Origin of the sequence: Acrocarpospora phusangensis, assembly GCF_016862995.1 — a bacterium.
GTDB classification, from domain to species: domain Bacteria; phylum Actinomycetota; class Actinomycetes; order Streptosporangiales; family Streptosporangiaceae; genus Acrocarpospora; species Acrocarpospora phusangensis.
Window position 1 is genome coordinate 53284 of record NZ_BOOA01000006.1, and the last position, 12390, is coordinate 65673.

The 12390-nt window shown below is 71.4% G+C and carries 11 protein-coding genes; 6 read left to right on the forward strand and 5 right to left on the reverse strand.

The genetic code is table 11. The features are described from left to right. Positions 1 to 93 precede the first annotated feature (93 nt). From Aph01nite_RS05255 to Aph01nite_RS41145, 5 genes are all read left to right on the forward strand, one after another. Positions 94 to 1386 carry an MFS transporter gene (locus Aph01nite_RS05255; RefSeq protein WP_204039593.1) on the forward strand — a complete coding sequence of 431 codons (1293 nt, stop codon included), beginning with the start codon at positions 94 to 96 and terminating at the stop codon, positions 1384 to 1386. Then, positions 1383 to 3776, forward strand: a complete 2394-nt coding sequence (locus Aph01nite_RS05260; protein ID WP_204039594.1) for an NAD(P)-dependent oxidoreductase — start codon at positions 1383 to 1385, stop codon at positions 3774 to 3776. Before Aph01nite_RS05255 ends, Aph01nite_RS05260 begins: the two co-directional genes overlap by 4 nt. Next, positions 3769 to 4092: a DUF4387 domain-containing protein gene (locus Aph01nite_RS05265; protein ID WP_204039595.1), complete on the forward strand. Its 324-nt coding sequence runs from the start codon at positions 3769 to 3771 to the stop codon at positions 4090 to 4092. The genes Aph01nite_RS05260 and Aph01nite_RS05265 overlap by 8 nt, the downstream gene beginning before the upstream one ends. A gap of 120 nt (positions 4093 to 4212) precedes the next feature. After that, the gene (locus Aph01nite_RS05270; RefSeq protein WP_204039596.1) at positions 4213 to 4533 is read left to right on the forward strand and encodes a DUF8820 family protein; all 321 of its coding nucleotides are present in this window, start codon (positions 4213 to 4215) and stop codon (positions 4531 to 4533) included. Between the two features lie 47 nt (positions 4534 to 4580). Further along, on the forward strand, positions 4581 to 5960 hold the full coding sequence (locus Aph01nite_RS41145; protein WP_239161406.1) for a DUF6745 domain-containing protein: 1380 nt from the start codon (positions 4581 to 4583) through the stop codon (positions 5958 to 5960). Positions 5961 to 6318: 358 nt separating this feature from the next. Here the strand turns inward: Aph01nite_RS41145 and Aph01nite_RS41150 are convergent, their stop codons facing one another. The 5 genes from Aph01nite_RS41150 to Aph01nite_RS05300 form a co-directional block, all read right to left on the reverse strand. After that, positions 6319 to 7194, reverse strand: a complete 876-nt coding sequence (locus Aph01nite_RS41150) for an STM4011 family radical SAM protein (protein ID WP_239161407.1) — start codon at positions 7192 to 7194, stop codon at positions 6319 to 6321. A 478-nt stretch (positions 7195 to 7672) separates the two neighbouring features. Then, positions 7673 to 8959, reverse strand: coding sequence for an STM4012 family radical SAM protein (locus Aph01nite_RS05285; protein WP_204039598.1), 1287 nt, complete (start codon positions 8957 to 8959; stop codon positions 7673 to 7675). Beyond that, positions 8956 to 9762 (reverse strand): STM4013/SEN3800 family hydrolase, encoded by an 807-nt coding sequence (locus Aph01nite_RS05290; protein ID WP_444978683.1) that lies wholly within the window; start codon positions 9760 to 9762, stop codon positions 8956 to 8958. Before Aph01nite_RS05290 ends, Aph01nite_RS05285 begins: the two co-directional genes overlap by 4 nt. Then, positions 9759 to 10862: an STM4014 family protein gene (locus Aph01nite_RS05295; protein ID WP_204039599.1), complete on the reverse strand. Its 1104-nt coding sequence runs from the start codon at positions 10860 to 10862 to the stop codon at positions 9759 to 9761. The genes Aph01nite_RS05290 and Aph01nite_RS05295 overlap by 4 nt, the downstream gene beginning before the upstream one ends. Next, positions 10859 to 11773 (reverse strand): STM4015 family protein, encoded by a 915-nt coding sequence (locus Aph01nite_RS05300; protein WP_204039600.1) that lies wholly within the window; start codon positions 11771 to 11773, stop codon positions 10859 to 10861. The genes Aph01nite_RS05295 and Aph01nite_RS05300 overlap by 4 nt, the downstream gene beginning before the upstream one ends. Positions 11774 to 11898: 125 nt before the next feature. Here Aph01nite_RS05300 and Aph01nite_RS05305 point away from each other — a divergent pair, with 125 nt between their 5' ends. After that, on the forward strand, positions 11899 to 12258 hold the full coding sequence (locus tag Aph01nite_RS05305; RefSeq protein ID WP_239161408.1) for a YchJ family protein: 360 nt from the start codon (positions 11899 to 11901) through the stop codon (positions 12256 to 12258). Positions 12259 to 12390 lie beyond the last annotated feature (132 nt).

Genomic DNA, 12390 nt, shown 5'->3' on the forward strand with positions numbered 1-12390 from the left:
CACGATAACAGCTGCGATGGCGTAGTTGGATGCTATGTGTTGACATTTTTGCTATGGCAATTACTGTGACTGCTGTCACACGAGGAGGACGCCATGGCCAGCGCGACGCGAGCCGACAGCCGTTCGGCCGGCACCGGGAGGATCACGTTCTACGTGGCCCTGGCGGTGTTCGCCCAGGAGTCGACCTGGAACTTCTACGACAACCGGGTGCCCGAACTGCTGCGGGACCACGTCGCCAGCGCCGCCGTGATCGGCCTGCTCATGGGCATGGACAACCTCCTGGGGATCTTCATCCAGCCGTACATGGGGAACCGGTCGGACAACACCCGGACCGCGTGGGGGCGCCGGATCCCGTACCTGGCGGTCATGATGCCGGTGGGCGCCGCGCTGTTCCTGCTCATCCCGCACGCGACGTCACTGGCCTGGCTGATCCTGGTTCTCTTCCTGTACGCGCTGGTGATGAACAGCTTCAGGCCCGTCAGCGAATCGCTCATGCCCGACTTCATCGAGCCCGCGCGCCGGAGCCGGGCGAACGCCGTCGTGAAGATCGCCTCAGCGCTGACCACCATCGTGGCCGCGCTGGTCAGCCTGCTGCTGGTCGACGACCACCCGAAGCTGGCCTTCGCCGTTCCCGCCGGCCTCATGCTGGTGGCGGCGGCGGTGCTCGTCTGGCGCGTACGGGACAGCCGTTCACCGGCCTACCAGGCCGCCCTCGCGGAGGACGAGGCAGCGGCGGCGTCCGGGTCGCGCGGCCCGGACGTCAAGGTCAGGATAAGGACCATCGTCGGTGACCTGGTGCTCGATCCCGACCGGAGCCGGCTGCTGCTGATCGTCGCCGTCTTCGTCTTCGCGGGAGCGTGGTTCGCCTCGCGTTCGCTGATGACCCCGTACGGCGTGCAGGTCCTCGGCCTGTCCGACGGCGACGCGGGCGGGCTGACGCTGCCGAGCGGGATCGCCTTCATCCTCGCCGCCTTACCGGCCGCGTTGTTCGCCGAGCGTTTCGGGCGGCTGCGGGTCATGGCCGCCGGGATGACGGTCTTCGGCGCGGGCGCGCTCCTCGGGGCCGTCGTCCCGACCCCGGCGGTCACCGTCGTGGCGTTGTGCCTCGCGGCGGCCGGCGCCGCCGGGTTCGTGATCAACGCGGTCGTCGTGCTGTGGAACCTGGCTCCGTCGAGCCGCGTCCTGGGGACTTACACCGGTCTGTACACGGTCGGATGGGCCGGCGGAGGGTTCGCCGGGCCCGCCGTCGTCGGCCTGGCGGTCGACATCACGGGATGGCGTCTGATGCTCCTGCACATCACCGTGCTGACCGTCGTCGCCGTTCTGCTGGTCGTCCGGATCGACCGGCTCCGGCGCGCGAGCGCCTCCACGGAGGGCGTCCGGTGAGTACCCCGCCCACCGTCCTCATCACCACCGACTACCTGGTGCCCGGCGACGAGGTGGACGACCTCCTCCGCGACGCCGGCTTCACCACCCGGCACCGCCCGCTCCGGGGGACCCGCGAGCAGGACGAACTGATCGCGATCCTGGACGGGTGCGAGGGCGCGCTGATCGCCAACGAGCCGATGACGGCCGAGGTGTTCGCGCGGGCCCCGGCCCTCCGTGCGGTGGTACGCACCGGCGTGGGCTACGACTCCGTCGACGTCGCGGCCGCGACCCGCGCGGGCGTCTCGGTGAGCAATCTGCCCGGCGTCAACGCCAACGCCGTCGCCGAGTACACGATGGCCCTGCTGCTGGCCCAGGCGCGCCGGCTGGTCCCGGTCGCCGCCGGTGTCCAGGCCGGCCGCTGGCCGCGCGAGGACGGTCACGAGCTTCGCGGCAGGACGCTCGGGCTCCTCGGGTACGGGGCCACGGCCCGGGCCGTGGTGCCGCTCGCCCAGGCCTTCGGGCTGTCCGTACGCTGCACGACCGGTGTGCCGGAGGGCCAACGCCACGACGCCTCCGTCCAGTTCGTGGACCTTGCCGAACTGCTGGCCACGGCGGACTTCCTCTCCCTGCACACGGCGCTCACCCCGGCCACCCGGCACCTGATCGACGCGTCCGCGCTCGCGCGGATGAAACCGACGGCGCACCTGATCAACACGGCCCGCGGCGCCCTCGTCGACGAGACGGCGCTGGCCGCCGCGGTACGCGCGGGCCGGCTCGCCGGAGCCGCCCTCGACGTCACCGGCACCGAACCGCTCCCGGCGGACAGTCCGCTGCGCGACGTCCCCGGCATCACGGTCTACTCCCATCTGGCGGGGCAGACCGCGGAGGCCCGGCGCGCCGCCGGCCTCGAGGGCGCCCGTGAACTGGTGGCCGCCCTGCGGGGACGTCCCCGGTCCTCGCTCAACGCGCACACAATGATCACTAGCGAGATGAGGCCGACATTGACGAGTACGCCCGCGACCGAGGATCCCGTACCGGAGGAGACGGTCAGGGTCCTGGTTCCCAGCGGAATGCTCGGGGCGGGGTTCCCGCCGGAGACCATCGATCGGGGGATCGCGCTCGGGGCCGACGTGATCGCCGTCGACGGTGGTTCCACCGACTCAGGTCCGTACTATCTGGGCTCGGGGACGGCGAAGACGTCCGCCGCGGCCGTCGCCCGGGACCTGCGGATCCTGCTGCGGGCCTCGGCCGACGCCGGCATCCCGCTGATCGTCGGCTCGTGCGGCACGAGCGGCACCGACTCCGGCGTGGACTGGGTCGCCGGGATCGCCGGCGGAATCCTGCGGGAGGAGAACCTGGGCCTGAGGGTCGCCCGGATCTACAGCGAGCAGACGGCCGCCGCGCTAAAGGAGAGGCTCAACGAGGGGCGGGTCCACCCGCTGCCGCCGATGGGCGACCTGGACGCCGCCACGCTGGACGACTGCACCCACATCGTCGGCATGATGGGCCATGAACCCATCGTGGCGGCCCTGGAGGCCGGAGCCCAGGTGGTGCTCGCGGGCCGGGCCACCGACACCGCCGTCGCCGCCGCGTACCCGCTGATGAAGGGCATGCCGGCGGGACCCACCTGGCACGCGTCCAAGATCATTGAATGTGGCGGGCAGTGCACCACCAATCCGCGCGCGGGCGGTGTCCTCGCCACCATCGACCAGGGCGGCTTCACCATCGAACCCCTGGACCCGGCCGCCGCGTGCACGACGACGTCGGTGGCGGCGCACATGCTCTACGAGACGGTCAACCCGTTCCAGATGCGCGAGCCGGCGGGCACGCTGATGGTCGCCGACGCGACCTACACCGCGCTGGACGACCGCCGGGTACGCGTCGAAGGATCCCGCTTCGAACCCGCCGACCAGTACACGATCAAACTGGAAGGAGCCCGGATCACGGGCTACGAGACCATGTCCTTCACCGCCATCCGGGACCCGCACATCCTCCCCCGGATCGAGGAGTGGGTCGCGTTGATGCACGAGATCCTCGCCGGGCGCGTACGGCAGACGCTGGACCTCGAACCCTCCGGCTACGCCGTGGACATCCGCCCGTACGGGTACAACGCCGTGCTGGGGAGCATCGATCCGGCGGCCGGGCCGCCCCGGGAGGTCGGTGTGATGATGCTGGTCAACGCCCCGGACCAGGCCACGGCCACCGCGATCGCCAAGATCGCGAATCCGCTGATGCTCCATCTCCCGACCCCCGACATGGACTATCTGCCGAGCCTGGCCTTCGCCACCTCACCGGCCGAGAGCGAGCGCGGTCCCGCCTACCAGTTCGTGCTCAACCACGTCGTGGACGCCGACGAGCCCACCGGCATGTTCCGCATCGAAATCCCCGAGGGTGACTCCCGTGACTGACGACCGCAGGCCCACGCTGGGCGAACTGGCCCTGGAGGTCCGTTCGAAGAACGCCGGCCCGTTCTGGGTCACCATGGAACTCTTCATGCGTACCGCGGAGGACTACGGGACCGTCGCCGACGAGGACTTCATCAACGAGCAGGTCATCGCGCGGCTGTACGACCTCGACCCGGCGGACATCCAGATCTTCCGCATCCCCGCCCTCAACGTCGTGAAGATCTCGTACCCCCGGCCGGTGGCGCAGGGCAGCCTGCGCGATCGGGACATCCACGCGGGCCAGCACCACGTTCCCTTGGCGGCGCTCGTACCCCCATGATCTTGTCGGTGGCCAGTCCCGGTGTGGTGCCGTCCTGATCGTGGGACGACGGTGTGCGGGGGCGGCGGAATTGTCGGTGGGGTCCTCTAGCTTGTCGAGCGACGACGAGGAGGAGGTTCCGTGTTCCGTCAGGGAGACATTCTGATCATGCCGGTCGCCGCGGAGTCCGTGCCCGCGCATCGGCGGGCCGCGGCCCGGGACGGTCGTGGCCGGCTGGTGCTGGCGCTCGGCGAGGCGACGGGGCACGCGCACGCCGTCCCCGGGCCCGGCACGATGCTGCTGGACCGGGATGGCGAACATCCCGAGTTCCTGCACTTACCGGAGGGCGGGCGGCTGGTGCACGAGGAGCATTCCGCCATCACCCTCCCGAAGGGGTGGTTCCGGATCGTGCGTCAGTTCGAGTACGTGCCCGGCGAATACCGCAGATTCGTGGCCGATTGAGACCGGTTCAGCGCTGACGCCCCAACCCCCCGACAAGCCAGGAAATCATGACCACTCTCGCTCTTTCGCCCGAACTGGCCGCCCGGATCACCGACGCCGTCACCCGGTGGGAACTCACCGCGTACGCGACCGGCCCGGCGAACCGGCCCGCCGCCGAAGAAGGCGTGCGCGCCGCCTACCGGCAGGCCGGACTGCCGGAACCGGAACAGATCATCTGGTTCGCCTCGCCCGCGCAGGCCGCGGTGGCCGCCACCGTCCTCGCGGGAGACCCGGAGACCCGCGCCGAGGCCCGGGAGTCGAACGCCCTCCCGGAAGCGCTCCTCGAACTGGACGCCGGGGCGCCCGTCCGCGACCTGGTCAGAACCCGGCCGTGGGAACGCGTCCGCGCCGAGGCCGCCGCCCTGCTCACACCGGCCGCGTGGGCGGCGGCGTGCGCGCTCGTCAACGCGGACTGCTGGCCGAGGGTCAACGGCCTCGCGGGCGAGATCCGGCGCGGGATCGGCAGGCTAGCCGCCACGCCCGGGTCGACCTCGTCGGAGGAGGCCAGGTCGGCCGGTCGGCCTCGCCGTCCTCGGCCGGCCGAGGAGGACGGCGGGGTCGGGATGCTCCTGCGCCGGACAACCCTTGACGCGATCCTCGGGCAGCACGACGCTCCCTGGCTCGCGTTCTTCGAGGCATTCGGCCGCATGGACGACGGCACAGACGACGGCACAGTCGGCGCAGGTGATGGCACGGGCGGCACAGACGACGGCACAGTCGGCGCAGGTGATGGCACGGGCAGCGCAGGTGGCGGCACGGGCAGCGCAGGTGGCGGCACGGGGAGCACGGACGGCGGTGCAGGTGGCGGCGCGGACGGCGGTGCAGGTGGCGGCGCGGTCGATTTGGCCCCGCTCGACGGTCTGATGCGTGTGGCGCGGGAGGCCGGGTGGTGGTGGCCGTTCGAGCACGCCGTGCTGATCTGTGAACGCCCGTCCGAACTGCACCTTGACGACCTGGGCCGCCTGCACCGGGCCGTCGGCCCCGCCCTCGCCTTCCCGGACGGTTTCGCGCTGCACGCCTGGCGCGGCATGCCCGTTCCGCCGGAGTTCGGCGCGGCCATGGCCGATCTGTCGGTGACCCGCATCAGGGAGGAGGACAACGCCGAACTGCGCCGGGTGATGCTGGAGCACTTCGGGTTCGACCGCTACCTGCAAGAGTCCGGGGCCGACCTCGTACACCGCGACGAGACCGGGACACTCTGGCGGGCTCCGGTCGCCGACGACGAGCCACTCACCATGGTGGAGGTGGTCAACTCCACGCCCGAACCCGACGGGACAAGCCGGACCTACTTCCTGCGGGTGCCACCGTGGGTCACCACCGCGCGCCAGGGCGTGGCCTGGACCTTCGGCCTCTCCGACGAGCAGTACGAGCCACAGGTACAGACCTGATCAACCGATGCCTTCCTGATCGCCTCCGGTGTCTTCGCGGGAGGATGATCCCGGGCCAGGCGGCCAAGGCGCAGGTGCAGATCATCCGCTTTCTTCGCGGGGGGATGGGCCTGGTCAAGCGGCGGGGCCGCAAGTGCAGACCTGATCAATCGATGCCTTCCTGATCGCCTCCGGTGTCTTCGCGGGAGGATGATCCCGGGCCAGGCGGCCAAGGCGCAGGTGCAGATCATCCGCTTTCTTCGCGGGGGGATGGGCCTGGCCGGGCGGCGGGCCGCAGGGGCAGACCTGATCGCTCGATGCCTTCCTGATCACCTCCGGTGTCTTCGCGGGGGGATGATCTCGGCCAGGCGGCCAGGGCTCAGGTGGAGATCCCCGGTGTCTTCGCGGAGGATGGCCCTGGCCAGGCGGCGGGCAGGCGTTCGAGGACGCCTCCCGCGAAGGTGCGGTAGAGGTCGAGCGTTTCGAGGTGTACGTACCCGATGTGGCAGTCGCACACGTCGAGAGGGCATGGCCGGGGCCGGAGGGCGCGCAGGGCCGATCCGTCGTAGAGGTTGCCGAGCGGCTGGGCGACGAAGTGACAGCGCCGCACCGTGCCCTCCCCGTCCACCGACACCACACTGTCGCCGGTACGGCACGGTAGCCCGCGGCTGCGGTGCGGCTCCCGGCTGTACCCGAACAGCGGATCGATCTCCGTCCAGGCCACCGCCTCCTGGTCGGAGTACGTGTGCCCTTCGGCGGCGTTGATCCACAGATACACCTCGGCGGGCAGGTCGGCCCGCAGCCGTCTGGCCGTTTCGAGCTGGCCGGGCAGGCCGACCACGCCCACGCTGAACCGCACCCCACGGGTGAGCAGCTCCCGGCATTTGACCAGGAACCGATCGTGGGTCACCTGGGTGGGGTGGTAGGTGACCCACAGGGCGAGCGTGTTTAGGTCAGCGCCGGCCAGCCAGCCGAGCCGCCCGCTCAGATTGGTCTGGATGGCGACCCTGCGCACATGGTCCAGGCGGCTCAGCTCCACCATCGCCGTGCGGTACCACGACCTGACCAGCCCCTCTCCCCACGGGGTGAACAACACCGAGATCGGGAAGTCCTGGGCCGCGACCCAGGCCGCGAAGCGTTCCAGGGCCTCGCGGTCGGCGCGCAGCCGGTCGGGGCTGTCCCGGCGTTTGGCGAAGGGACAGTATCCGCAGTCGTAGTCGCAACTGGCGAGCAGGCCCCGATAGAGCAGGCTCAACTCCCGTGGCTTCGGGACCTCACCGACCGGGGCGACATCCACGTAGCGGGGCGTTATGTCCCAGATTGACAGCGGTTCCCGTCCCAGCGGCCGAGACGGCGCGGGAGCGACCTCCACCGCGCATCCGGTGCCGCCGACAACCCCTGCGGGAAAGGCCACGGGAGGGGCCGCGGAAGGGGGATCGGCAGTGGACAGCGGCTCCCTCGAACCACCACCGACAACACCCGCCGGACGGGCCACGGAAAGGACCGCAGGAAGGACCGCAGAAGCGGGACCAGCAGCCGACAGCAGCTCCCTCGAACCACCACCGACAACACCCGCCGGACGGGCCACGGAAAGGGCCGCAGGAAGGACCGCGGAAGCGGGATCGGCAGCCGACAGCGGCTCCGTCGAACCACCACCGACAACACCCGGGGGACGGGCCACGGAATGGGCCGCGGGAAGGGGGTCGGGGGTGGGCGGGGGTTTCGTTGAGTTGTCAGCGAGCGTCATAGGTGTCCATAAGGGCGTGGACCCGGCCGGAGAAGAGGGCGGGCCCGATGGCGTCGGAGTAGGCCAGGCCGTGCGGCGTCAGGCGTACGTGCGTGGCGTCGTCTTCCACCCATCCTCGTTCCGCGAACGCGTCGAGGGGGAAGTCGGCCAGGACGTCGGTGCCGAAGCGCTCCTTGTAGGCGGCCCGGTCGAGGCCGTCGGCCTGGAGCAGGGACTGGATGAGGTGACGGCGGCGGCGTTCGGCGTCGTCGAGGGCGAAACCGGTGTTGGCGAAGGCGAACTCGGCGCGCGGCAGTGCGACGAACTCGTCGATGATGGCGCGGACGTGCCGGACGCCCACGGCGTACTCGAAGGAGTAGTGCAGGCGGGTGGTGTAGGAGCGGGCTCCGCAGCCGAGGCCGACCATGCCGTCGTGCTGGCAGGAGTACTCGGTGCCGGCGTCCGTGCCCGGCAGCCGGAACATGCGCATGGAGACCTGTTCGTAGCCGGCGGCCAGCAGATGGTCGCGTCCCTGGCGGTAGAGGCTCAGGCGCTGGTCGTCCCAGGCGCGGCCGTGCCGGTCCAGCCCGGTGAGCGGCCGGACGTACAGCGGGTAGAGGTAGATCTCCTCGGGACGCCAGGCGAGGGCGGCGTCCAGGGAGTGACGCCAGCTGTCCGGGGTCTGGCCGTCGATGCCGTAGATCAGGTCGATGTTGAGCGTGGGGAAGGCCGCTTCCCGGATGGCGGCGAGCGCGGTCTCGACCTCGGCGCGGCGCTGCGGGCGCAGGGCGGCCCTGGCCTCGGCGTCGATGAAACTCTGCACGCCGATGGACACCCGTCTGGTGCCGCGCCCGGCGAGCACGGCCAGGCGATCCGGGGTGGCGGTGGCCGGGGAGGTCTCGATCGCGAGCGGGACGACCGAGAAGTCCGCCCCCATGGCCTGCTCGGCCAGGTCGAGCAGGCGGGCCAGTTCCGCCGCCTCCAGGTACGTGGGGGTGCCGCCGCCGATGGCCGCGGCGGCGAACCTCGTGCCGGACGGCAGGGCCTCCCGGGTGACGTCCGCCTGGCGCCGGAGCGCGTCCAGGTAGGCGGCCACCAGCTCCCCCGGGGCTCCGGTTCTGGTGAACAGGTTGCAGAAGCCGCACCGCATCTCGCAGAAGGGCACGTGCAGGTAGAGGAAGAGCGCGTCGGTGCGCTCACCCGTCCAGACCTCCTTCAGCGGCGGCCGGGGATCAAGCGGGCGGTAGGCCGTTTTGTGCGGGTACGCGTAGACGTACCCTTCGTAAGGTCTCATGGGTGTCCCCCGGGCTGGAGCACGAATTCGCCGTAGGGCACCGTCCAGACGACCTCGTGGCCGATGCGGTGGCCGGTGTAGCCGTCTTCGCCGTAGGCGGTGCCGTGGTCGGAGCAGACGATGGCCAGGCAGGGCCGCCGTTCGGTCATGAGAGCGAAGAGGCGGCCGAGGTGCCGGTCGACGTATTCCAGGGCGGCGGCGTGCGTCGCGGGTGAGTCGCCGGTCGCCCCGGGCAGGTAGAAGTGGTTCGGCTGGTGCAGCGCCGACACGTTGACGAGCAGGAACACCGGCTCCGCTCGGTCGCGCACCGCCCGCTCGGCGCACGCGATCTGCTCCTCGAAGGACGTCGGCGAGGTGACCCCGAACGAGGGCCGCCAGTGGGATTCGGCGAACAGCGACGGCAGCGCCGATCCGAGCGGGGTCAGCTTGTTGAAGAAGCCGACGCCGCCGACGCACACGGTGTGGTAGCCGGCTTCGCGCAGCCCGCCCGGCAGATCGGCGGCGTCGAAGACGCAGGTGCCCGCCGCGGTGGTCTCGCTGCCGGGGAAGGCGGCGGCGAACAGCCGGGGATGCGGGCCCGGCCCGGCCGGGGTGGGCAGGAAGCCGGCCAGGATCGCGGCGTGCGCGGCGTAGGTGAAACTGCCGGGCGAGTGCCGCCGCTCCCACACACCGCCCGGCAGCACGCTCGCCAGGGTGGGGAGCCTGCCCCGGGCCAGCAGGTCGACGGCCACGTCGTAGCGCAGGGTGTCGAGGGTGACCAGCAGCAGATCATGGGTACCGATGATCTGGCCCATGTCCCTCATGCCGCGCTCCGATGTCCGAGGAGGTGGGCCACCTGCGCGTGGTAGCTGTCCAGTCCCTCGGCTCCGCTCCCGGGCAGGCCGGGAAGCCCGGGCAGCAGGTCGCCGAAGGCGTTCACCTCGGCCACGGCGAAACGGTCCCAGGTGACGCCCACCATCAGATCGACTCCGACCATGACGGACCGGGGAAAACATGCGGCCGCCCGCGCGCAGGCCGCCATGGCCCGCTCCCACCCGGCCGTTCCGAGCCGGGAGCGGACCTGCTGGAGGTCGCCGCGCGTGCCGCCCAGGTGCAGGTTGGTCATCGGCCGATGGCTGGCGCGGACGACCGCGTGCGTGGGCCGCCCGCCGATCACCACGACCCGGAGGTCGAACATGCGTCCGTCCGACGACGCCTTGGGGAACCACCGCTCCACGTGGAGTCCGTCGGGCGCGAGGGCGTCGATGATCGCGGCGATGTCCGCCTCGTCGGTGTACGTGGGGACACGCAGGGTGTTGTACAGCTCGACGTGTCCCGGCCGGGGCCGGATGAGCTCGACGGACGTGACCGCGTGGACCCGCGTGCCCCGGATCTGGAGCGCCACGATCCCGGACGCGGACGAGCCGTGGGCCGACTTCACGAACACCCGGCTCCAGCCCGCCGCCGCCATGAGTTCCCGCAGGTGGGCATAGCCGCCGACCGGTCCCGGCAGCGCGGGCGGCACCGGCACGCCCGCGGCCAGCAGGCGGGCGTGGCAGCGCCGCTTGTCGAAGATCACCGCGATCTCCTCGACGTCGCCGAGCAGCCGCGCTCCCGGCGTCCGTGCCACGGCCTGGTGGATCCGTTCGAGGGCCTGGACGAACCGGGCGTGCCAGACGGCTCCCCCGCCGACCCGGGCGGGTGATCCGGGGCCGCGCAGCAACGCGTCGGCCTCGGGGTCCTCCCCCGGCGAGTCGATCCGGACCAGGGCCCCCGCGGGGACGCCGATCTCGGCCCCAGCGAGCAGGTCACGCCAGGCGACGACGGACGGCCCGGTCAGGCCGTGGGTCTCCAGGGCCGCCGCGAACAGGTTCACCCGCCGATCCCCCGGCGTGCCGACGACCACGAAGGCGGGTGCCGTCACTCGGACACCTCGATGAAGCGCCACGTGCCGTCGGGCTCCTGCCGGTCGGTCAGGTCGACCTCGACGTCCGCGAGCGCTTCCCCGACCTTCGCGGCCATCTCCTCGCTCATGTAGTGGTGGCGCAGGTTGAGGCGTTTGAGATGGGTGAGCGGCTGGCCGGACAGCAGCGCCTCCGCGCCCTCGTCGGACAGGGCGCCCATCGACAGATCGAGCGACTCCAGCCGGGCCACGATGGGCGCGGTGGCGACGGCGGCGGCCACGTCGTCCTGCCGCTCACTGTCCTGCAGCCCCAGATGGGTCAGCGCGGGCAGGCCGCCGCCCGCCAGGATCGTCGCCCAGTCGTCCGGGCCGGAGTCGCCCGCATAGTTCTCCGAGCCGAGCCACAACTCCAGATGGCGGAGCGCGGGCAGCGTGGACGCGCCGATCGCGCGGACCACCGCGCCGGGCAGCCCGCCCGACTCGAAGCGGAGGGTCTCCAGCGAGGAGTGCGTGACGGGACGGAGTTCGAGCCCGTCGCTCCCCCGCACGTCCAGCCGCTTCAACCGGGGATAGGCGGTCAGGAGGGGCGTGACGTCGGCCTGCCCGATCCAGGAGATCTCGGACTCTTCGCTCACGTAGTCACCGAGGAAGATCGCCTCCAGCGCGGGAAGCCTGCCGGCGGCCTCGACGAGCAGCTGGACCGGCACGTCGGCGCGGTCGTCGTCGTGCGCCCACCCCCAGGTGCCCACGACGATCGCCCGCACCTCGTCGCCGTCGACCTCGTCGAACAGCTGCCGGAGGCTGTCCTCGATGGTTTCGTCACCGTCGTACGGATCTCCCGCCACCCGCCAGGCGACCTGCGAGGCGGAACCGGCTCCGCCCACGTACTGAACGGGGAGACCGTGGAACTCGGTGAGATGCGCGTGAATCACTGGGACTCCTCAACGAAGGGGGAGTCAAGTTCTAGCAGCCCCCGCCGACAGATTCGCACTCCGCTCGGCGCCGGTCACAGCCCCGGTGGTCACGCCTCTTCGCCTGAGGGTTCATGATGGGCGGCATGGCCAGACGATCCGGTTGCCCGTGCGGGCTGCCCGCCGAGTACGAGGACTGCTGCGGGAGGCTGCACCGGGGAGAGGCGGCTCCGACGGCGGAGGCGTTGATGCGGTCCCGGTTCAGCGCCTTCGCCGTCGGCGACGTCGGCTACCTGCTCCGCACCTGGCACCCGGCGACGCGGCCGGAGTCCCTGGAGCTGGAGTCCTCGCTGCGCTGGGTGCGCCTGGAGGTCCTGGAGGCCGCCGGACGTACGGTTCGCTTCGCCGCGCACTACGTGGACGCCGGCGGCCCCGGCGTCCTGCGGGAGCACAGCCGCTTCGTCCGGGACGGCGACGGCTGGCTCTACGTCGGCCCCATGTCCTGATGACCGTCAACGCGGGGGCGCGCAGGACGCACAGGTGATGAGCTTGGCCCCCACCCGGTCCGAACGCCCGCCGCCATGCTCGCCGGGAGAACGCTTCTCCAGCCGCTGCAGCAGATCCATGGCCAGCTCCCC